20 protein-coding genes are annotated in these 20,298 nt (G+C 65.5%); 12 read left to right on the forward strand and 8 right to left on the reverse strand.

Annotated elements, in window-relative coordinates:
* Nucleotides 1-5: 5 nt before the first annotated feature.
* The 5 genes from HZB49_RS14715 to HZB49_RS14735 all read left to right on the forward strand — a co-directional run bounded on the left by HZB49_RS14715 (nt 6) and on the right by HZB49_RS14735 (nt 7,176).
* A complete protein-coding gene (locus HZB49_RS14715; protein WP_291612551.1) occupies nt 6-1,262 on the forward strand; it encodes an aspartate kinase in 1,257 nt (418 codons plus the stop codon).
* Nucleotides 1,263-1,529: 267 nt separating this feature from the next.
* Entirely contained in the window at nt 1,530-3,797 is a 2,268-nt protein-coding gene (gene ptsP / locus HZB49_RS14720; protein WP_291612552.1) for a phosphoenolpyruvate--protein phosphotransferase, read from the forward strand.
* 55 nt (nt 3,798-3,852) lie between these two features.
* Nucleotides 3,853-4,932: a peptide chain release factor 1 gene (prfA, locus tag HZB49_RS14725; protein ID WP_291612553.1), complete on the forward strand. Its 1,080-nt coding sequence runs from the start codon at nt 3,853-3,855 to the stop codon at nt 4,930-4,932.
* Nucleotides 4,933-5,061: 129 nt separating this feature from the next.
* On the forward strand, nt 5,062-5,934 hold the full coding sequence (gene prmC, locus HZB49_RS14730) for a peptide chain release factor N(5)-glutamine methyltransferase (RefSeq protein ID WP_291612554.1): 873 nt from the start codon (nt 5,062-5,064) through the stop codon (nt 5,932-5,934).
* A gap of 471 nt (nt 5,935-6,405) precedes the next feature.
* Nucleotides 6,406-7,176, forward strand: coding sequence for a DUF4167 domain-containing protein (locus HZB49_RS14735; RefSeq protein WP_291612555.1), 771 nt, complete (start codon nt 6,406-6,408; stop codon nt 7,174-7,176).
* A 137-nt stretch (nt 7,177-7,313) separates the two neighbouring features.
* On the opposite strand, the gene HZB49_RS14740 is transcribed toward HZB49_RS14735, so the two are convergent.
* Nucleotides 7,314-8,045, reverse strand: a complete 732-nt coding sequence (locus tag HZB49_RS14740; RefSeq protein WP_291612557.1) for a class I SAM-dependent methyltransferase — start codon at nt 8,043-8,045, stop codon at nt 7,314-7,316.
* A 172-nt stretch (nt 8,046-8,217) separates the two neighbouring features.
* On the opposite strand from HZB49_RS14740, the gene gloB reads away from it, so the two are divergent.
* From gloB to HZB49_RS14755, 3 genes are all read left to right on the forward strand, one after another.
* Nucleotides 8,218-8,985, forward strand: coding sequence for a hydroxyacylglutathione hydrolase (gloB, locus tag HZB49_RS14745; protein ID WP_291612558.1), 768 nt, complete (start codon nt 8,218-8,220; stop codon nt 8,983-8,985).
* Between the two features lie 2 nt (nt 8,986-8,987).
* Nucleotides 8,988-9,416 (forward strand): cupin domain-containing protein, encoded by a 429-nt coding sequence (locus tag HZB49_RS14750; RefSeq protein ID WP_291612560.1) that lies wholly within the window; start codon nt 8,988-8,990, stop codon nt 9,414-9,416.
* A 73-nt stretch (nt 9,417-9,489) separates the two neighbouring features.
* Nucleotides 9,490-10,185 (forward strand): flavin reductase family protein, encoded by a 696-nt coding sequence (locus HZB49_RS14755; RefSeq protein ID WP_291612562.1) that lies wholly within the window; start codon nt 9,490-9,492, stop codon nt 10,183-10,185.
* Here HZB49_RS14755 and HZB49_RS14760 read toward each other — a convergent pair.
* The 3 genes from HZB49_RS14760 to HZB49_RS14770 form a co-directional block, all read right to left on the reverse strand.
* Nucleotides 10,182-11,054: an EamA family transporter gene (locus tag HZB49_RS14760; protein WP_291612564.1), complete on the reverse strand. Its 873-nt coding sequence runs from the start codon at nt 11,052-11,054 to the stop codon at nt 10,182-10,184. The genes HZB49_RS14755 and HZB49_RS14760 overlap by 4 nt on opposite strands.
* A gap of 132 nt (nt 11,055-11,186) precedes the next feature.
* Entirely contained in the window at nt 11,187-11,912 is a 726-nt protein-coding gene (gene phbB, locus HZB49_RS14765; RefSeq protein WP_291612566.1) for an acetoacetyl-CoA reductase, read from the reverse strand.
* A 217-nt stretch (nt 11,913-12,129) separates the two neighbouring features.
* The gene (locus tag HZB49_RS14770; RefSeq protein ID WP_291612567.1) at nt 12,130-13,308 is read right to left on the reverse strand and encodes an acetyl-CoA C-acetyltransferase; all 1,179 of its coding nucleotides are present in this window, start codon (nt 13,306-13,308) and stop codon (nt 12,130-12,132) included.
* A 326-nt stretch (nt 13,309-13,634) separates the two neighbouring features.
* Here HZB49_RS14770 and phaR point away from each other — a divergent pair, with 326 nt between their 5' ends.
* The gene (phaR, locus tag HZB49_RS14775; RefSeq protein ID WP_291612569.1) at nt 13,635-14,231 is read left to right on the forward strand and encodes a polyhydroxyalkanoate synthesis repressor PhaR; all 597 of its coding nucleotides are present in this window, start codon (nt 13,635-13,637) and stop codon (nt 14,229-14,231) included.
* Between the two features lie 143 nt (nt 14,232-14,374).
* On the opposite strand, the gene HZB49_RS14780 is transcribed toward phaR, so the two are convergent.
* Complete coding sequence (locus HZB49_RS14780) at nt 14,375-16,066, reverse strand: bifunctional diguanylate cyclase/phosphodiesterase (RefSeq protein ID WP_291612571.1); 1,692 nt, start codon at nt 16,064-16,066, stop codon at nt 14,375-14,377.
* A 205-nt stretch (nt 16,067-16,271) separates the two neighbouring features.
* Between HZB49_RS14780 and HZB49_RS14785 the strand changes: the two genes are divergently transcribed.
* The gene (locus HZB49_RS14785) at nt 16,272-16,556 is read left to right on the forward strand and encodes a hypothetical protein (protein ID WP_291612573.1); all 285 of its coding nucleotides are present in this window, start codon (nt 16,272-16,274) and stop codon (nt 16,554-16,556) included.
* 65 nt (nt 16,557-16,621) lie between these two features.
* On the opposite strand, the gene HZB49_RS14790 is transcribed toward HZB49_RS14785, so the two are convergent.
* The 3 genes from HZB49_RS14790 to mtgA all read right to left on the reverse strand — a co-directional run bounded on the left by HZB49_RS14790 (nt 16,622) and on the right by mtgA (nt 18,423).
* Nucleotides 16,622-17,236, reverse strand: coding sequence for a hypothetical protein (locus tag HZB49_RS14790; RefSeq protein WP_291612575.1), 615 nt, complete (start codon nt 17,234-17,236; stop codon nt 16,622-16,624).
* A gap of 166 nt (nt 17,237-17,402) precedes the next feature.
* Nucleotides 17,403-17,588 (reverse strand): 50S ribosomal protein L32, encoded by a 186-nt coding sequence (gene rpmF / locus HZB49_RS14795; RefSeq protein WP_291612577.1) that lies wholly within the window; start codon nt 17,586-17,588, stop codon nt 17,403-17,405.
* 157 nt (nt 17,589-17,745) lie between these two features.
* The gene (mtgA, locus tag HZB49_RS14800) at nt 17,746-18,423 is read right to left on the reverse strand and encodes a monofunctional biosynthetic peptidoglycan transglycosylase (protein WP_291612579.1); all 678 of its coding nucleotides are present in this window, start codon (nt 18,421-18,423) and stop codon (nt 17,746-17,748) included.
* Between the two features lie 213 nt (nt 18,424-18,636).
* On the opposite strand from mtgA, the gene HZB49_RS14805 reads away from it, so the two are divergent.
* Both HZB49_RS14805 and HZB49_RS14810 read left to right on the forward strand, forming a co-directional pair.
* Nucleotides 18,637-19,554, forward strand: a complete 918-nt coding sequence (locus tag HZB49_RS14805; protein ID WP_291612581.1) for a polyprenyl synthetase family protein — start codon at nt 18,637-18,639, stop codon at nt 19,552-19,554.
* 10 nt (nt 19,555-19,564) lie between these two features.
* Complete coding sequence (locus tag HZB49_RS14810) at nt 19,565-20,251, forward strand: DUF1345 domain-containing protein (RefSeq protein ID WP_291612583.1); 687 nt, start codon at nt 19,565-19,567, stop codon at nt 20,249-20,251.
* Nucleotides 20,252-20,298 lie beyond the last annotated feature (47 nt).

Below are 20,298 nucleotides of genomic sequence, written 5' to 3' on the forward strand. Positions count from 1 at the left end.
TCGTCATGGGCCGCCTCGTGATGAAATTCGGCGGCACGTCCGTCGCCAACATCGACCGAATCCGCAACGTCGCGCGCCATGTGAAGCGCGAGGTCGACGCCGGCCATGACGTGGCCGTGGTGGTGTCGGCGATGGCCGGCAAGACCAACGAGCTGGTGGCCTGGTGCAGCGAAGCCTCTCCCATGCATGATGCGCGGGAATATGACGCCGTGGTGGCGTCCGGCGAGCAGGTCACCTCCGGCCTTCTTGCGATCGTGTTGCAGGGCATGGGCATCCAGGCCCGCTCTTGGCAGGGCTGGCAGATCCCGATCAAGACCAGCGACGCGCATGCCTCCGCGCGCATCCTCGAAATCGACGGGTCCGAGATCATCGAGCGCTTCAAGGACCGCAAGGAGGTCGCCGTCATCGCCGGCTTCCAGGGCATCAACCCCCAGACGGGCCGCATCACCACGCTCGGCCGCGGCGGTTCCGACACCTCGGCGGTGGCTGTGGCGGCGGCGATCCACGCCGACCGCTGCGACATCTATACCGACGTCGACGGCGTCTACACCACCGACCCGCGCGTGGTGCCGAAAGCGCGCAGGCTCGACAAGATCGCGTTCGAGGACATGCTGGAGCTGGCTTCGCAGGGCGCCAAGGTATTGCAGGTGCGCTCGGTGGAACTCGGCATGGTGCACAATATGCCGATTTTCGTGCGCTCCAGCTTCGACAAGCCCGAGGATATCGACCCGCACGCCAGTCAGCCGCCGGGCACGCTGATCTGCAGCGAGGAGGAAATCATGGAAAACCACGTCGTCACCGGCATCGCCTTCTCCAAGGACGAGGCGCAGATTTCCGTGCGCCAGATCGAGGACAAGCCGGGCGTCGCTGCCGCGATCTTCGGACCGCTGGCGGATGCCAACATCAACGTCGACATGATCGTGCAGAACGTCTCCGAGGACGGCAAGACCACCGACCTCACCTTCACGGTGCCGGCCTCCGACTATACCCGCGCCCGGGAAACCATTACCTCGTCCAAGGCCAAGATCGGCTATGCGCGGCTCGACAGCGCGACCGACGTGGCCAAGGTTTCTGTGATCGGCAGCGGCATGCGCAGCCATGCCGGCGTGGCGGCGAAGGCATTTTCCGCGCTCGCCGAGCGCCAGATCAACATCCGCGCGATCACGACCTCGGAGATCAAGTTTTCGGTGCTGATCGACGCCGCCTATACCGAGCTTGCGGTGCGCACCCTGCACACGCTCTACGGGCTCGACCAGGTTTAGAATAACTTTCTCTTAGCGGTCGCAGCATCGGCCCCACAGAGACGTTATTGCCTCTGGCAGGCGTTTTGCTTGGCAAAACTCGCTTCGATTGGCTATACGGCCTGATAGGTGAGCTGCCGCAAACTGTGCCACAGTTTTGCTGTGCCCGATTCGGCCGGGAGGGGCTCGCGCCGGCGCCGAAATGAATAAAATTGTTGTTTTGTACGGGTATTACGCCAGTGGCCGGCCAGACTGTGGACTGGCCCCGCGGGGGAGGATTGGCTGATCATGCGGAGCGCGTCGGGAGGTCCCCGCGTCTTGCTGAGACGGCTCCGCGAAACCATGGCGGAGCAAGTCTCCGCACAGGAACGCCTCGACAAGATCGTGGTGCTGATCGCGGCCAACATGGTGGCCGAGGTCTGCTCCTGCTACGTGCTGCGCGTCGACACCACCCTCGAGCTCTACGCCACCGAGGGCCTGAAGCGCGAAGCCGTGCACCGCACGGTCTTGAGCGCGCATGAGGGCCTGGTCGGCCTGGTCGCGAGCGAAGCGACGCCGCTGAATCTCTCGGACGCGCAGAGCCACCCGGCCTTCTCCTACCGTCCGGAAACCGGCGAAGAAATCTACCATTCCTTCCTCGGCGTGCCGATCCTGCGCGCCGGCAACACGCTCGGCGTGCTGGTGGTGCAGAACCGCGCCAAGCGCACTTACGTCGAGGAAGAAGTCGAGGCGCTGCAGACCACCGCCATGGTGCTGGCGGAGATGATCGCCTCGGGCGAATTATCGTCCCTGGCGCAACCCGGCGCCGAGCCGGCGGCGCGGCACTCCCTGCACAAGAGCGGCAGCGTGCTGTCCGAAGGCATTGCGCTCGGCCATGTCGTGCTGCACGAGCCGCGCGTCGTCATCAAGGACTACATCGCCGAGGACCTGCCGAAGGAGATCAAGCGGCTGGACGCGGCGCTGGCGATGCTGCGCGCCGATCTCGACCGCATGCTGGAGCGCGGCGACGTCGCCGAGGGCGGCGAGCACCGCGACGTGCTGGAGGCCTACCGCATGTTCGCCAACGACCAGGGCTGGTCGCACAAGCTTCATGAGGCCGTCGGCACCGGCCTCACCGCGGAGGCCGCGGTCGAACGCGTGCAGTCCGACACCCGCGCGCGCATGCTGCGCTCGACCGATCCCTATTTGCGCGAGCGGCTGCATGACCTCGAGGATCTCGGGCACCGCCTGATGCGCCAGCTGGTCGGCCGCGACCACGCGCCGTCAAGGGAACAGCTGCCCGACAACGCCATCCTGATCGCGCGCGCGATGGGCCCTGCGGCGCTGCTCGACTATGACCGCAAGCGGCTGCGCGGCCTCGTGCTGGAGGAAGGCACTGCCAACTCCCATGTCGCGATCGTGGCGCGCGCGCTCGGCATCCCCGCGGTCGGCGAGGTACCGAACGCGCCGGGCATTGCCGATCCCGGCGATGCCATCATCGTCGACGGCACCTCGGGCTCGATCTATGTGCGTCCGTCCAACGAGATCGAATCCGCCTATGCCGAGCGGGTGCGGCTGCGCGCGCGGCGGCAGGCGCAATATTCGGCGCTGCGCGACCTACCCTGCAAGACCAAAGACGGCCAGAAGGTCGAACTGCTGATCAACGCCGGCCTCGTTATCGACCTGCCGCATATCGAGGACACCGGCAGCGCCGGCATCGGGCTGTTCCGCACCGAACTGCAGTTCATGGTGAGTGCGAGCCTGCCGCGTTCCTCTGACCAGCTCGCGCTCTACCGCACCGTGCTCGATGCGGCCGGCGACAAGCCGGTGACTTTTCGCACCCTCGACATTGGCGGCGACAAGGCGCTGCCCTATATGGAGACGGTGATCGAGGAGAATCCGGCGCTGGGCTGGCGCGCAATCCGGCTCGGTCTCGACCGGCCGGGCCTGCTGCGCGGCCAGATCCGCGCGCTGCTGCGCGCCGGCGGCGGGCGCTCCCTGAAGATCATGTTCCCGATGATCTCAGAGGTAGCCGAGTTCGATGCGGCGAAGGCGATCGTGGAGCGCGAACTGACATATTTGCGCCAGCACGGTCATTCGCTGCCGGAGCGCATCGACATCGGCACCATGGTGGAAGTGCCGGCGCTGCTGTACCAGATGGACGAACTGCTGAAGAAGGTCGATTTCGTCTCGGTCGGCTCCAACGACCTGTTCCAGTTCCTGTTCGCGGTCGACCGCGGCAACGCAAAGGTCTCCGAGCGGTTCGACACCATGTCGGCGCCGATCCTGCGCGCGCTCCGCGACATCGTGCGCAAGGCCAATGCTGCGAAGAAGGGCGTCTCGCTGTGCGGCGAGATGGCCTCAAAACCGCTCGGCGCGCTGGCGCTGATCGCGATCGGCTATCGCTCGCTGTCGCTGTCGGCGACCGCGCACGGCCCGGTGAAGGCGATGATCCTCGACCTCGACGCCAGGAAGGCGGAGGCGATGATCAACCCGCTGCTGGATGCACCGGCCGGCAGCGTCTCGATCAAGCAGAAGCTGGCGGAATTCGCGGAGGCCGAGGGGCTGTCATTGTAGCGAGGCTCTGTTCCTCGCTCCGCCCCGTCAGCTTTTCTGCTATTTGAGAACCGCCATGCTGCCCGAAGCCAAACTCGATATCCTGCTCGCCCACCATGCCGCGCTCGAAAACGAGCTGCTCGGCCAGGTCGGCTCCGACCGCTATGTGCAGATCACGCGCGAGCTGGCCGACCTCAATCCGCTGATCGAGGCGGTGAAGGCCTATCGCGGCGTGGCAGCCGAGCTTGCCGGCACGGAAGCCCTGCTCGCCGATCCCGCAACCGACGCCGAAATGCGCGGCATGGCGGAAGCCGAGCGCGACGAGCTGCAGGCGAAGCGCGACGAGCTGGCGCAGAAGATCCGCGTCGCGCTGTTGCCCAAGGACGCCATGGACGACCGCAACGTCGTGCTGGAAATCCGCGCCGGCACCGGCGGCGACGAGGCATCGCTGTTCGCGGGCGACCTGTTCCGCATGTATGAGCGCTTCGCCAATTTGCAGGGCTGGAAGGTCGAGGTGATCTCGGCCAGCGAAGGCACCGTCGGCGGCTTCAAGGAAATCATCGCCGAGGTGCGGGGCCGCGGCGCCTTCGCCAGGCTGAAATTCGAATCCGGCGTGCACCGCGTACAACGCGTACCCGATACGGAGACGCAAGGGCGCATCCACACCTCGGCGGCGACGGTGGCGGTGCTGCCCGAGGTCGAGGACGTCGACGTCGACATCAAGAACGACGACTTGCGCATCGAAACCATGCGCGCGGGCGGCGCCGGCGGGCAGCACGTCAACAAGACGGAATCGGCGATCCGCATCACCCATATCCCGACCGGCATCGTCGTGATGATGCAGGACAGCCGCTCGCAGCACAAAAATCGCGCCTCCGCCATGAACATCCTGCGCTCGCGCATCTACGACGCCGAGCGGCAGCGGCAGGATGCGGCGCGCTCCGCCGAGCGCAAGGAGAAGGTCGGTTCGGGCGACCGCAGCGAACGCATCCGCACCTACAATTTCCCGCAAGGCCGCGTCACCGACCATCGCATCAACCTGACGCTCTACAAGCTGCCGCAGGTGATTTCAGGCGAAGCGCTGGGCGAACTGGTGGACGCACTGACCACGGAGCACCAGGCGGCGCAACTCGCTGCGCAGGGCGCGGCGGCATAACAGATGTCGTCCCGGTGCAGGCCGGGACCCATAACCACGAGTGTGAGTCGTTGTTCATGAAGGCAACTCCACCTGCCTCTCCCGACAGGCCGCGGCGTATGGGTCCCGGCGACACCGCGATTGCAGCGCATGAGTGAATCCATCACCATCGAAGTCGCACGGCGCGCGCTGGCTGGGCGGCTGCAAACCACCGGGATCGACTCCGCCGAGCTCGATGCGCGACTGTTGATCGGCCACGCGCTCGGCCTCGATCTCACCGGCCTGATTCGGTCTGCAAATCGCGCCCTCACCGCGGACGAATCGAATCGTCTCGAAGCTCTCGCCGGCCGCCGGCTCGCCGGTGAACCCGTCGCGCGCATCCTCGGCCGCAAGGAATTCTGGGGACTGTCGCTTGCGCTGTCGCCGGCAACGCTGGTGCCGCGGCCGGACACCGAGACGATCGTCGAACTGGCGCTCGAGATGCTGCGCGCGAACCCCGCAAGGCAGGGCACGCGTATTGCCGATCTCGGCACCGGCTCCGGCGCGATCCTGCTCGCGCTATTGTCCGAACTGCACGGCGCCGTCGGCGTCGGCACCGACATTTCGCAGGAGGCACTGGAGACTGCGCGCGGCAATGCGATGCGGCTTGGCCTCGCCGACCGCACGAGTTTTGTCCGCTGCGACTATGCCGTGGGGCTGACCGGCCCGTTCGATCTCATCGTGTCGAATCCACCCTATATCCCTTCGGGCGTCATCGCCGGTCTCGCGATCGAGGTGCGCAACCACGATCCCAGGAAAGCCCTGGACGGCGGACCCGACGGGCTCGATGCCTACCGGGCGCTGATTCCCCAGGCGGCGCGAATCCTTGGCCCCGGCGGCGCACTGGTTGTGGAGGCCGGACAGGGCCAGGCGGCCCAGATTGAAGCTTTGATGACTGCGGCGGGATTGGTGCCCCACGGGGCTCCCAAGGCCGATCTGGGCGGTATTCCGAGGGCGGTCGGGGCCCGCAAAATGCCCCGATAAAGTCCTATTGGAACGCAAAAAAACCTCTTGGAATTGCCCCCGGGAACGACTACGTTCCGGCCACAACATCGGTCAAAGGGTTGCAGGCTGGCCCCGCAGGAGAAGCGGGATGAAACCAGAGGCACTTTAGCCCCGCCGATTAACGGTTCCAGAACGCAAAGGTCTTTTGAGCGCAATGGCTGAAGCTGTGCTGCTCTCGACCGCAAAGCGAACGAAAGCCTGATATTGCGCTTGAACATCTACGCAACAGAGCTGGGCTTGTTTCGGCAAGGTGAATGATTGGTCGCCGGCGGTGAGCGCCGGCGGTTGGGGAACGCGTCGTTGTTGAACGCGAATGTTGGCAAAATCGGCAATGCGCGTGTCGGCACCGTGATTCGGTGCACGCGAGCGGCATGCCGCGCCATGAACGGGCAATCCAAACCGACTTCTGCAATTCAAGGCAACTTCTTAGGGCTGGAATAAAGGCGACACATGAGAAACGGTCAAAACAAGCAGCGGATGCGCAACCGGAACAACAACAACAATCAGAACCGGCGCGGCCAGAACCCGATGACCCGGGTCTACGAATCCAACGGGCCCGACATCAAGATCCGCGGCACCGCTTCCCACGTCGCCGAGAAATACGTCCAGCTCGCCCGCGACGCGCGCTCTTCCGGCGACCCCGTCGCCGCCGAGAACTACTATCAGCACGCCGAGCATTATTTCCGCCTGATCGCGGCCGCCCAGGAGCAGTTCAGGCAGAACCAGCCGCAGCATCAGCAGCAGCCGCGCCCGGACAACGACATGTCGGTGGACGAGAGCGAGGATGAGGGCGACGGTTTCTCGCCGTTCGGCCAGGAGCCGGGCTTCGTGCCGCAACCGCAGCAGTCGCAGCCCCAGCCCTATATGCGCGACAACAATCCGCGCGACCGCGACCAGCCGTCCTATCAGCGCGACCAGCAGCCGCGCGAACATCGCGGCGACCGCGAGCATCGCGGCGATCGCGAACACCGCCCGCAGCCGCAATACCAGCCGCCGCAACCGCAACCGCAGCCGGCCATTGCCGACAGCGTCGACCGCCTGCCCTCCTTCATCACCGGCCCGCAGCCGCAGATCAATGGCGGCGAGCGCTCCTATGAAGGCGGCGGTGGCGGCGAGCGGTTTCCGCGCCGGCGCCGCCGGCCGCATGGCGGCCCCCGCCCCGACAACGGCATGGCGGGCGCAGCGCCTGCCGCCTCGGGCGAGGACATCGGCAACGAGTAGTCGCGCGAGCGACATCGCGCCTCGGCGCAGAATCGTAAGGTGGGCAAAGCGCAAGCGTGCCCACCTTTTTTCTTTCCGGCATCTCGGATAAACGGTGGGCACGGCGCCATGCGCCTTTGCCCAACCCTACGGCACGTTCATCCCCGCGTGCTTGGCGATGGCACCAGCACCGGCTGCAGCGAGGGAATGAGGCGCGCGCGCTCGCGATGCGCGGGCAGCGCGCGATAGACCTGCTTGGTCGCTTCCACGATATGCACGCCGGCAAACGGCATCGACAGCGCCTCGCCGGCGCGCTCCCACGCCATCGCCGAGCGCAGGAACCAGCTATTGCCGACCGGCGGCATGAACAGCGCCTCGCCCCAGGAGGCCGGCGTGAACCAGGTGTGCCGCAACAGCTGCGTGATCTGCGCGCGCGAATAGGGCCGGCCGTGCCCGAACGGTGTGTTGTCGGTGCGCGTCCACACGCCGCGGCGATTGGGCACGACGGCGATCATGCGGCCCGAGGGGGCGAGCACGCGCCACACCTCGCGCAACAGGTTCTCCGGGTCGTCGCACATTTCCAGCGCATGCACGAGCAGGATGCGGTCGAACGCGGCGTCCGGCAGCGGCAGCGAGAATTCGTCGACCAGAGCCGCAAGCGCCGGCCGCCCGGTCGGCCATTTCAGCACGCCTTGCGCCGCCGGCATGAAGGCGACGCAGCGCTCGCTGTTGTCGCGGAACAGCCCGAGATAAGGCGTCGGATAACCGAGGCCGAGCACGCGCTGGCTCTCCGCATCCGGCCAGCAGGCATGGATGCCGCGATTGATCAGCCGCCGCGCCACGATGCCGAGGCGCTGCGAATAGAAATCGCGGAGATCGATGACGTCCATAGGATTCCCATGGCGTTTTCAAGCGAAGTGGGCACCGGTTCGCGTGAAGAAAACGCGTCGATCATAGTGTAACACGAGGATGTTCCCGGCGAAGCGGCCAAATTGGCATTGCCGCAGCAACGTTAACGCCATATCTCTTGGACCGGCTCGGACCCAAGTTGGTGGAGAAATCATGGCTGCCGAAATTCGCGTGTTCAACTGCCTGTCCGACAATTTCGGCTATCTGATCCACGATACCGAAACCCGGGCGACCGCCTCGATCGACGCGCCCGAAGCCGCGCCCATCCTGAAGGCGCTGGCGCAGGAGAACTGGGCGCTGACGGATATCCTGATCACCCACCACCATCACGACCATGTCGGCGGCGTCGCGGAACTGAAACAGAAGTACAAGTGCCGCGTTGTCGCCCCGCATGAAAAGAAGGCGGCGATCGCCAATGCCGATCTGCGCGTCGCCAATGGCGACGTGGTGATGGTCGGCAATCTGATGGCGCGGGTGCTGGAAACGCCAGGCCATACGCTCGACCACGTGTCCTACGTGTTCGACAGGGAGAAGGCGGTGTTTGCCGCCGACACACTGTTCTCGATCGGCTGCGGCCGTGTCTTCGAAGGGACACATCCGATGATGTGGGACTCGCTCCTGAAGCTGCGCGCGCTGCCCGACGATTTTTCGCTCTATTGCGGCCATGAATATACCGCAGCGAACGTCAAGTTCGCGCTCACCGTGGACGGCGACAATCCCGCGTTGAAGGCACGCGCCGAGGAAGTGGCAAGACTGCGCGCGCAGAACAGGGCGACGATTCCCGTGCTGCTCGGCGAGGAGAAGAAATCCAACGTCTTCCTGCGTGCCGACGATCCTGCGGTCGCGGCAGCGCTGCACATGAAGGGCGCGGCTGCCGCCGACGTGTTCGGCGAGCTGCGCGAACGCAAGAACAAGTCCTGACCATGCGAGAAGCCTCCGACATCATCGCGCGGCTCGAGCTCAAGCCGCATCCGGAGGGCGGGTACTACCGCGAGACGTTCCGCGACGTCCGCACCGACGCGCAGGGCCGCGCGTGTTCGACCGCGATCTATTTCCTGCTGGCGCGCGGCGAGCGCTCGCATTGGCATCGCATCGATGCGGTGGAAGTCTGGCACTATTATTCGGGCGCGGCGCTGACGCTCAGAATCGCCAATGACGGCTGCGCGCCGCACACCATCACGCTCGGCTCCGATGTCGGCGCCGGCGAACGGCCGCAGGCGATCGTGCCGGCGGGCGCATGGCAATCGGCGGAAAGCACCGGCGACTGGACACTGGTCGGATGCAGCGTGGCGCCGGCGTTCGAGTTCGCGAAGTTCGAGCTCGCGGCGAACGACTGGACGCCCTCGGATTGACGGCCCTGGTCGGGAATCGGGTGGGAACACCCGATGCGTTCGCTTACCTCCAGAGCCTCATCTGGAGAGAGACATGCAAGACACGATTGAATCCCCGACGATCGCAACGGCTGACATCATCGAGCCGGCAATCCTCTATTTCGGCACGCCGGTCGTGCTGGTCGGCACATGCAATGAGGACGGCTCATACAACCTCGCGCCGATGTCGTCGGCCTGGTGGGTCGGCTGGCGCTGCATGCTGGGGCTGGCGCGCGAGTCCAAGACGACGGCGAACCTGATCCGCAGCGGCGAATGCGTGCTCAACCTGCCGTCGGCCGGGCTGGTCGGCGCCGTCGATCGCCTCGCCCGCAGCACCGGCTCAGACCCGGTGCCGCCCGGAAAGCTCTGGCGCGGCTACCGGCATGAGAAGGACAAGTTCGGGCTTTGCGGGCTGACAGCCACGCGTGGCGACACGGTCGCGGCACCTCGCGCACTGGAATGCCCCGTTCAGATCGAGGCAAAGCTCGCGCATGTCCATGAGATGGCGCAGGAGGACGCCGTATGGCGCGGCAATCTCACCGCCATCGAGGTACGAGTGACGCGGGTGCACGCGCATCCGCAGATCATGATGGCGGGCGAGCCGAACCGCATCGACCCCGACAAATGGCGGCCGCTGATCATGAGCTTCCAGCAATTCTACGGGCTCACGCCGAAAAAACTGCAGCGCTCTGAACTCGGCCAGATTCCGGAAAGCATGTACAAGCCGCCAGACTGGCGGCCGGCCACTTAGGCGCGAAGCCGGAACATATCTCTCGCCGCGATCAGGCCGCCGCCGGCGATCAGGATCGCGGCGACGGCAATGGTCGCGGTCGGCTTGGCGAAGCCGGCGAGGATCAGGAATGCGGTCGAGAGCAGCGGCGTGGCGTAGGAAGCGGCGCCGAGCACGCGGATATCACCGCGCTTCATGCCGATATCCCAAGTGAAGAACGCCGCGCCCACCGGGCCGACGCCGAGCGCGACGATGGCGAGCCATTGCGCCGCCGTTTCCGGCCACACGGTGTTCTCGACGACGAGATGCACGATCGCGGCGAGTATCGCGGTCGCGAGACAGAAGCCCGCGACCGCATCCGTCGGTACCGCCTTCAGCCGGCGCGACATCACCGAATAGGACGCCCAGACGAACGCCGCGACGAAGGCCGCGAACAGGCCGGGCAACTGGCCGGCCTCGAAGCCGCTCCCGCCATTACCCATCAACAGCAGAACTGTGCCAGCGAGCCCAAGCAGCGCGCCGATGATGTGGTGCGGCAGCAGGCGCTCGCCGGGCAGCAACGAGGAGAACAGTACAATGAGTAGCGGCCAGAGGTAATTCAGCAGGCCAGCTTCCGCAGGCGGAGCAAAGCGCAGCGCGAGAAAATACAGCGCGTGATAGCCGAACAGCCCGCCGACGCCGACGATCCAGGCGGTGAGCGGTTGCTTCAATGCCGCGAAGGCGGAAGGACGGAAGAGGAAGCTCGCAAACGCAACCAGTGCGCCGATCGCAAAGGTCATGGCGGCAAGTTGAAACGCCGGAGTCTTTCCGGTTGCCACCGTAAGCACCGCGAGCAGCGACCACATCAGGATCGCCGTCAGTCCGATCAGGGTGGCGGTGCGGGGTGACATTCGGGGGTTCTCGTCATGCCCGGGCTTGTCCCGGGCATCCACGTCTTACTTGGCACACGCGCGTCTGCAAAGACGTGGATGGCCGGGACAGGCCCGGCCATGACGACTCATTGGAGATTAGAAAGCGCGCCGTCACACCATGTATTGCCCGCCATTGATGGTGAGCGTGGAGCCGGTGATGGCGCCGGCCTCGTCGGCGGCGAGGAACACCACCGCGCGCGCGATTTCCTCGGGCTCGCCGAGGCGATTGATCGGGATCTGCGGCAGGATGGATTTTTCCAGCACATCCTTCGGCACCGCCTGCACCATCTCGGTGTTGATGTAGCCGGGGCAGATCGCATTCACCGTGATGCCGCCCTTGGCATTCTCCAGCGCCAGCGCCTTGGTGAAGCCGATGTCGCCGGCCTTGGCCGCGGAATAATTGACCTGGCCGAACTGGCCCTTCTGGCCGTTGATCGAGGAGATGTTGATGATGCGGCCGAATTTTCGCGCGCGCATGCCCTCGATGATCGGGCGCGTCATGTTGAAGAGGCCGCCGAGATTGGTGTTGATGACGGCGTTCCACTGCTCCAGCGTCATCTTGTGGAAGGCGCCGTCCTTGGTGATGCCGGCATTGTTGACGAGCACATCGACCGGTCCGAGGTCCGCCTCGACCTTCTTGATGCCGGCAGCGCAGGCGTCGAACGAGGAGACGTCCCATTTGTAGACGGGAATGCCGGTTTCCGACTTGAACTTCTCGGCGGCGGCATCGTTGCCGGCATAGCTGGCCGCAACCTTGTAGCCGGCCGCCTTCAGTGCCTTGCTGATCGATGCGCCAATGCCGCGCGTTCCCCCGGTGACCAATGCAACACGTGCCATGTAATTTCCTCCTTGGTAGTCTTTTCATAGACCGGAATTGTCCCGGTCTTTTGACGTTTCTCAAGCGAACAATTCAAACAAGCGCTTGAGACGAAAATGCCCGGCGCGAGGCCGGGCATTCATTCCTAGCAGCTTGAGCCGCGTTTGACAGATGATGTTTTCATCGCTGGGCGCGCCTCATTGCCTCATTTACTCCTCGCCCGGAATCGCTATGCGCTCAGTCGCGCGCGATGCACATCGCGATGCCCATGCCGCCGCCGATGCACAGCGTGGCGAGGCCCTTCTTGGCATCGCGCTTCTGCATTTCGTGCAGCAGCGTCACCAGCACGCGGGCGCCGGAGGCGCCGACCGGATGGCCGATCGCGATCGCGCCGCCATTGACGTTGACCTTGCCGGTATCCCAGCCGAGGTCCTTGTTGACGGCGCAGGCCTGCGCCGCGAAGGCCTCGTTGGCCTCGATCAGGTCGAGGTCGCCGATATTCCAGCCGGCCTTCTTCAGCGCGGCACGCGAGGCCGGGATCGGGCCCGAGCCCATGATCTTGGGATCGACGCCGGCCTGGGCCCAGGACACGATGCGGGCCAGCGGCTTCTTGCCTTCCTTGGCGGCCTGCTTGGCCGTCATCAGCACCACGGCGGCGGCGCCGTCATTGATGCCAGAGGCGCTGCCGGCGGTGACCGTGCCTTCCTTCTCGAAGGCGGGCTTCAGCTTGGCCATCCCTTCGAGGGTTGCGCCATGACGCGGATATTCGTCGGTGTCGACCACGATGTCGCCCTTGCGGGTCTTGATGATGACCGGGACGATCTCGTCCTTGAACTTGCCGGCCTTCTGCGCAGCCTCGGCCTTCTGCTGCGACTTGACGGCGAACTCGTCCTGCTGGGCGCGGGTGATCTGCCATTGCCGGGCGACGTTCTCGGCGGTGTTGCCCATGTGGTAGCCGTTGAAGGCGTCCCACAGGCCGTCCTTGATCATGGTGTCGACCAGCTCGAGGCCGCCCATCTTGACGCCGCCGCGCAGGTATTGCGCGTGCGGGGCCATGCTCATGGATTCCTGGCCGCCGGCGACGACGATCTCGGAATCGCCGTTGAGCAGCGCCTGGTAGCCGAGCGCCACTGTGCGCAGGCCCGAGCCGCACAGCTGGTTGACGCCCCAGGCCGGGCTTTCCACCGGGATGCCGGCCGCGATCGAGGCCTGGCGGGCCGGGTTCTGGCCCTGCGCCGCGGTCAGGATCTGGCCCATGATGACTTCGGAGACGCGGCCGGGCTCGATGCCTCCCCGCTCCAGCGCGGCCTTGATGGCGATGGCGCCGAGATCGTGGGCCGGGGTGGTGGCAAATGCGCCGTTGAAGCTGCCAACCGGGGTGCGGGCGGCGCTGACGATGACGACATCGTCTGACATGGACATCTCCTGTTTGGGTTTTCTTGGGTTGGTTTCTTGACGGCGGGCGGGCCGGGTTGGCGGGCCAGTCTTAATTCCCATCCTGTTAACGTCATTGAGGCATGTCAATCGCCCTGCAGCGAAAAGCTGCCGCGCCGCATCCAAAATGGCGGGGCCGGGAGTTTCCTGAGCAGTCCCGAAGCCTTGGCCGAGCCTTGGGATTAACCGTGCCGCACAAAACGGTAGCCGAAGCCCTTTGAAAATGCTTACCTTTGCTGCGATGCGTTGCATTCGACCCTGCGGCTGCGCCGTCGGGTTCCCGCTCTCGGCTGGTCTTGTGTGAACCCATGGCAAAATCCGAAACACCCACCACGATCAAGAAGTACGCTAACCGGCGGCTCTATAATACCGGTACGAGCACCTATGTGACGCTCGAGGATCTCGCGGCGATGGTGAAGGAAGGCGAGGATTTTCTCGTCTACGACGCCAAAACCGGCGAGGACATCACGCGCTCGGTGCTGGCGCAAATCATCTTCGAGCAGGAGAACAAGGCGGGGCAGAACCTCTTGCCGACCACTTTCCTGCGGCAGCTGATCCGCTTCTACGGCGACAGCATGCAGATGGTGGTGCCGAAATATCTCGAGCAATCGATCGACACGCTGACGCGCGAGCAGGAAAAATTCCGCAAGCAGCTCACCAACACCTTCAGCGGCACGCCCTTCGCCCCGCTGGAAGAGCACGTCCGCCGCAACATGGAGCTGTTCCAGCAGACCTTCTCGATGTTCAAGCCGTTCGTGCCGTCGCGCACCGGATCGGGCGAGCCTGAGAAGGTGCCGGAGCCCGCGGTCGACGAGGACAACATCGACGATCTGCGCAAGCAGATGAAGGAGATGCAGGAGCGCCTCGAGCGCATGTCGAAGGAGCCGGCGAAAAAGGAAGAGTAGTCCTTCCTCGCCTCTCTCCGCCGTCCCGGCGAAGGCCGGGGCCTTTAGCCACAGATGCGAGTTGGTGAGCACGCTGGAGCCCCCCAGCGTGCTTGATCTTTTTCAGTTGTGGGTATGGGTTCCGGCCTGCGCCGGAACGACAATCAGCCCGCGACGGGCACTGCGGCTGCCGGCGTCACCGCCCACGGCCGCTCCGGCGAGGCCAGTCCGATCAGCCGGCCCTGGATGTAGTCGCAACCCCATTGGCGCAGCATCGCGGCGGCTTCCTCGTCCTGCACCCATTCGGCGACCGTCTTGATGTCGAGCCGCCGGGCGAGGTCGATCAGGGTCTGCACGAAGGCACGGTCGTCGGCGGAGCGCGCGATGTTCTGCACGAAGGCGCCGTCGATTTTCACGATGTCCACGCCGAGCTTGCGCAAATTCCGGAACGAGGTGTAGCCGGCGCCGAAATCGTCGATCGCGATCCGGCTGCCGAAATTCTTCAGCCGCGTGACGAAGCCCCTGATGTCGTCGATGTCCTGGATCGCCACCGTCTCGGTAATCTCGACGATCAGGCGCTCGGCGACGCCGGGATGCGTGCCCATCAACGACTCGATCGTCGCCGACCAGTCCGGATCCATGGTGGTTTCGGGCGAGATGTTGAGGCTGAGCTGCACCTTGGGCGAGGCGATCAGCTCGGCGACCACCAGCTCGAGGATGCGGTGATCGACCAGGCGGATCAGGCCGAGCCGCTCCGCCACCGGCACGATGTCGGGCGCCAGCAGGATCTGGCCGTCGCCATGCTCCATCCGCACCAGGCATTCGTAGAAGGCGGGCTCGCGCGAGTGCGCAGTCACTACGGGTTCGAAGGCCGCGACGATGCGGCGGTCGTTCAGCGCGGTGACGATCTCGTCGGTGACGCGGATATTGACGCGGCGCTGCGCGTCGCGCTCGGCATTCGGCCGCCACAGTCCGAACGAGCCGGCGCGCCGGCGCTTGGCGGCATCCAGCGTTTCCTGGGCGCGGTTGATCGCCTCGTCGGCATTGCGGGCGTAGCGCGGCACGCTGACCGCGCCGATCGATGCCGTCACCGAGACGGGCCCGGACCTCGTCGGCACCACCTCGTCACGGATCCCGGCGAGAAAGCGCTCTGCAGCGATATTGGTGTCGTCGACAGTGCAGTTCTTCAGGATCAGGCCGAACTTGTTGCCGGAGAAGCGGCCGAGCACGTCGCCGGCGCGCAGCCGCGTGCGGATGCGGGCGGCGACCTCCGCGATCACGGCGTCCGCGACGTCGAAGCCGAAGGCGTCGTTGACCCGCGCCAGATGGTCGATCCCGATCAGCATGAAGGCGCAGGCCGAGCGGAAACGCGTGTTCTCCTCGATCGCCTCGGCAAGGGCCGCGATCAGATGGGTGCGGTTGAGCTCGCCGGTCAGGGGATCGTGCCGCGACAGCTTCAGGAGCTGCTCGTCGCGGGCGTGGCGCTCGTTGTTGATGCGCATGACACCCTGGGCGCGCAACGGCCGGCCGTCGGAACCGGCAAACCAGACGCCGGTCTCCTCGATCCAGATCACCGGGACGGAGGTGACGGCGCGGATGCCATATTCGATACGGTAGGGCACGCCCTCATCGGCACGCGTGGGCGGCGCGTGGGTCAACGCGTCCTGACGGATGGAACGCGCGGGCTCGATCAGGCTGGCGAAAGCCGCGCCGCTCTCCAGCGATTCCGCCGGGATGTCGGCGAACACGGAAGCCGCATTCTCGCTCCAGGTGAGCCGGTCGCTGCCGATGTCCCAGACAAAACTGGCCTGGCCGAGCGAGGCAAGGATGTCGGCGGCTTGCGGGACAGACGGCATCAGCTCGCCTCGTTTCGGGACAGCACCCCGGGTGATTCTCCACCCAAGGATAGGGCGACTCGCAGCCTTGACCCTAGGTAAAGTTCATTAACAGTCCGCAAACCACGTTTTGCGGTTGTCTGGAACCAAAGGGCATGCCGAGGCACATCTCTTGCGAGGAGAAGTGAAAGGCGGATCGACCGTCCCAAAACGCGACAGGTTGGCGATGACAGGCACAGGGCGCCCGGACGTGGTTATCGACGCGGAGTTCGTGGACATCCCGGCCGCCTCGGTCGAGCTCGTGCCGCTCTCCGCCCGCCCCGACGTTCCGCCGGCGGCGGCGCTGAACCGGCCCGATGCGAGCTTCGTCACGCAACTGATCGCCACCGCCGATCATGTCCCCCAGACCCGCAGCCTGCGCCGGGGATCGCCTGCCGACGCGCAGGCGGCCTACGGCCCGCACGTCACCGAGCGCCGCAGCGTGACGCGGCGGACCAAGCAGATCATCTAGCTCTATTTCTTGACGCGTTTTCTTGACGCGAACCGGTTCCCACTTCGCTTGAAAACGCCATGGGTTCAGCGCGGCGCGTCCGGCGACGACGGATGCGTGCCATTGCCCGGCTGGATGCCCGGCGAGGGCACGGCGGGCTGCGACATCGACGGCTCGGGATGATCGAGCAACACGGATTCGGCGACGGATGCCGCCGACGGGGCCGGAGCCGCAGGGACCGGCGCCGCAGCAGGCTCGCGCGGCGGCTCGGCTGCTTCCGGCTCGGCCTGCCGCACGGCCTTCCGCGCGACGGGCACAGATGCCGCGGCAGCCGCATAGCGCCGCCGGCGCAGCGTCACGCCGGTAAGGAAATCGACCAGCGAAAACAGCGCCAGCAGGAAAAAGATGGAGGTGCCGAACTTCGGCAGAAGCAGGAACTCCGCGGCGGCCGCGCCGAACACGACCAGCGACAGCAGATGGTCCATGAGAAATTTCGCACCCGGCCGCGCGCCCTTGACGATCTCGAGCAGCAGCATGACGGCCGCGAGGGCCAGCAGCATGTCGCCGAGCGAGATTGACCACTCCGCACCCGACATCAGCGGCAGCTTCAGCACGGGATCGCCGAGCGACACCTCGCGCATCAGCAGCACGATGATGTTGTAGACCGCGAGCGGAATCAGAAGCAGCGGAAAACCGACCATGGCCAATGGCTTTTTTGCGAAGGGGAGAAATCCGTAATCCCGGGCGGATCCATCCGCCCCGGGAACCGTCTTAACTCACTCGTTGGCCGAATTCAGGCAGGTTGGCGACCTGCCCACTGCTTTCGCAGGAAATGCCGTGAGGCGACCCCCGCCTCAGGCTTCCCGCTCAAGCTTCTTTCTTGGGCTTCAGCACCTGCCGGCCCTTGTACATGCCGGTCTTGAGGTCGAGGTGGTGCGGACGGCGCAGTTCGCCGGAGTCCTTGTCCTCGACATAAGTGGGCTTCTTGAGCGCGTCGGCCGAGCGGCGCATGCCACGGCGCGACGGCGAGGTTTTTCTGCGGGGAACGGCCATTTCGGTATCCTCTAGGGGTATCGCGGAGGCATTGTCCAAATAAGACGGCCCGCAGCTCACAAAAGCGCGGGCTCAAGATGCCGACAAGGCCGCGCTTATAGAGGATGGGCCTAGGTAAATCCAGAGCCGAAGCGGGTAAAAATGGCCCAAAATCGGCTCAGAAGCCGCGTTTCTCGGCCCAGCAGCGCTGCAGCGCCGAGGCCTGTGCCCGCGCCATGTAGATCCCGGCAAGCCGCCTCACGCCGGGGCCGGGATTGCGGGCGCTTCGCCTGACCGGATTGGGCAGGATGGCCGCCAGCAACGCCGCCTCGCGCGGCGACAGGTCCGATGCCGGCTTGCCGAAGGCGTAGGCGGCCCCCGCGCCTGCCCCGAACTGGCCGGACGGGCCGAGCTCGGCGATGTTCAGGTAGATTTCGAGAATGCGCTGCTTGGAAAGCACGAGGTCGATCCACAGTGCCAGCGGCAGCTCCAGCGCCTTGCGCACCACGTTGCGGCCCGGCCACAGGAACAGGTTCTTCGCTACCTGCTGGGTGAGGGTCGAGCCGCCACGCGTCACCTCGCCGTCCTCGGCATCGTCCATCACCTCACGCAGCGCGTCCCAGTCGACGCCGCGATGGCTGCAGAATTTGGCGTCCTCGGATGCCACCACCGTGCGCGCGAGGTGCGGCGACATCGCGGTGAGATCGACCCAATGCCGCGTGACCGGCGCGCCCTTGAGCCAGCGCCAGGCCATCAGCGTCGAGACCGGATGGCCGACGCGATAGAATGGTGCCACCAGATAGGGCAGCAACAGCAGGAACAGGACGATCAGGAGCAGGTAGCGGAGGATGCGCAAATGGGAGGCTTCTGGTTCTGATGCCGGGGATGACGAGGCAATCACAAGGCGATCACAAGGCCCTGGGGGAAACGACATGGTGACGACATCAGGCGGATTTTCCAGCACTTTTAAGGCGCCATGAGGCCGCATCCGGCAATTGACGAAGCCCGCCCCATCAACGATTGTCCGCCCCCGAATTCGACCCTAGAGCCTTTGCTGGAGCCCTTCCGAATGACGACCGCCGCCGACTTCGCCAAGCGACTAGACCAGACCGCCGAGGAGACCGAGCGGCTGCTGGCGCAGCTGTTGTCGGATACGCTCATGCCCGACGAGATCGCCCGGCCGAAGCGGCTGATGGAGGCCATGCGCTATTCCACGCTCGGCGGGGGCAAGCGCCTGCGGCCGTTCCTGGTGGTGGAGAGCTCGGCCGTGTTCGGCGTGCCGCGCCAGGCCGCGCTGCTCGTGGGCGCGGCGCTCGAATGCATCCACTGCTATTCGCTGATCCATGACGATCTGCCGGCGATGGACAATTCGGATTTGCGCCGCGGCCGCCCGACCCTGCACAAGAAGACCGATGACGCCACCGCCATCCTCGCCGGCGACGGCCTCCTGACGTTCGCCTTCGACATCATCAGCCGCGACGAGGTGCACCGCGATCCCACCGTGCGGCTGCTGCTGACCCGGGCGCTGGCCCGCGCCTCCGGGCTCGGCGGCATGGTCGGCGGCCAGATGCTCGACCTCGCCGGCGAAGGCCGCTTCGGCGACCGCGAGCCGGTGGACGTCGCACGGCTGCAGCAGATGAAGACGGGCGCGTTGCTGCGCTATGGCTGCATCGCGGGCGCCATCCTCGGCCAGGCGACGCAAGCGGAACATCAGGCGCTAGACGATTACGGCCGCGCGCTCGGCGAAGCCTTCCAGATCGCCGACGACCTGCTCGACGTCGAGGGCGATGCGGCCGCACTCGGCAAGCAGACCGGCCAGGACGCGGCTCTGGGCAAGACCACCTTCGTCACTCAGCTCGGCATCGACGGCGCCAAGCAGCGCGTGCGCGATCTGCTGGCGCGCGGCGATGCTGCCCTGTCGATCTTCGGCAGCCGCGGCGACGTGCTCCGCGCCACCTCGCGCTTCGTCGCGGAGCGGAAAAACTAGAGCAATATCGATGGCGGACGACAAGGAGTTCGAACAACGCCTTGCCCGCTTCCGAAAGCTACCGATGTTCTTGCGCGTGGTCGTGTCGCGACCGCGCACCTTTGTCGGCCTCGCGATCGCCATCGTCGCATTTTTCCTGATACCGGAGTCGCGGCGGCTGGTGACGCGCGTGCTGGTCAGCTGGGACGTGTTCGCGGCGATCTATCTCGTGGCAGCCTACGCGATGATGCTTCGCTGCGGCCATGAGCATATCAAGCCGAGCGCCATCCTGCAGGACGACGGTCGCTTCCTCATCATGGTCCTGACGCAGCTTGGCGCGCTCGCCAGCATTGCGGCGATCGTGTTCGAACTCGGCGCTTCCAGGAAGAGCGCTGCCGGGCTCACGCTCGCGGTGGTCACGATCGCGCTGTCATGGACACTGGTGCACACCACCTTCGCGCTGCATTACGCGCATGACTATTATCGCGGCAGCAAGCCCGGCGGCCTGCAGTTCCCGGGCGGCGACGCCAAGGAAAAGCCCGACTACTGGGACTTCGTCTATTTCTCCTTCGTCATCGGCATGACGGCGCAGGTCTCCGACGTCGGCATCACCGACAGGATCATCCGCCGCACCGCCACCGTGCACGGCATCATCTCGTTCGCGTTCAACACGGCCCTGCTGGCGCTGATGGTAAACATCGCGGCGAGCGCGATCTGAAAGCAATTGGCCCCGCTCTCGCGGGGCCAATGTGGCCTTGAACAGCG

The organism is Bradyrhizobium sp., assembly GCF_016219575.1.
Classification (GTDB): domain Bacteria; phylum Pseudomonadota; class Alphaproteobacteria; order Rhizobiales; family Xanthobacteraceae; genus Bradyrhizobium.